Origin of the sequence: Enterobacter cloacae complex sp. 2024EL-00227 (assembly GCF_043945315.1) — a bacterium.
GTDB lineage: Bacteria > Pseudomonadota > Gammaproteobacteria > Enterobacterales > Enterobacteriaceae > Enterobacter > Enterobacter roggenkampii.
On sequence record NZ_JBIMQP010000076.1, the window covers coordinates 1 to 732 of the forward strand.

Annotated in this window: 1 pseudogene; it reads left to right on the forward strand. The window is 53.8% G+C overall.

What is annotated here, in order from left to right:
- Positions 1-36 precede the first annotated feature (36 nt).
- Positions 37-732 (forward strand): annotated as a pseudogene (locus tag ACHH0Z_RS25625) (IS1 family transposase).

A 732-nucleotide genomic window follows, 5' to 3' on the forward strand; every position in this document is an offset into this window, starting at 1 on the left:
TGATTTAGTGTATGATGGTGTTTTTGAGGTGCTCCAGTGGCTTCTGTTTCTATCAGCTGTCCCTCCTGTTCAGCTACTGACGGGGTGGTGCGTAACGGCAAAAGCACCGCCGGACATCAGCGCTATCTCTGCTCTCACTGCCGTAAAACATGGCAACTGCAGTTCACTTACACCGCTTCTCAACCCGGTACGCACCAGAAAATCATTGATATGGCCATGAATGGCGTTGGATGCCGGGCAACCGCCCGCATTATGGGCGTTGGCCTCAACACGATTTTACGTCACTTAAAAAACTCAGGCCGCAGTCGGTAACCTCGCGCATACAGCCGGGCAGTGACGTCATCGTCTGCGCGGAAATGGACGAACAGTGGGGATACGTCGGGGCTAAATCGCGCCAGCGCTGGCTGTTTTACGCGTATGACAGGCTCCGGAAGACGGTTTGCGCACGTATTCGGTGAACGCACTATGGCGACGCTGGGGCGTCTTATGAGCCTGCTGTCACCCTTTGACGTGGTGATATGGATGACGGATGGCTGGCCGCTGTATGAATCCCGCCTGAAGGGAAAGCTGCACGTAATCAGCAAGCGATATACGCAGCGAATTGAGCGGCATAACCTGAATCTGAGGCAGCACCTGGCACGGCTGGGACGGAAGTCGCTGTCGCTCACAAAATCGGTGGAGCTGCATGACAAAGTCATCGGGCATTATCTGAACATAAAACACTATCAATAA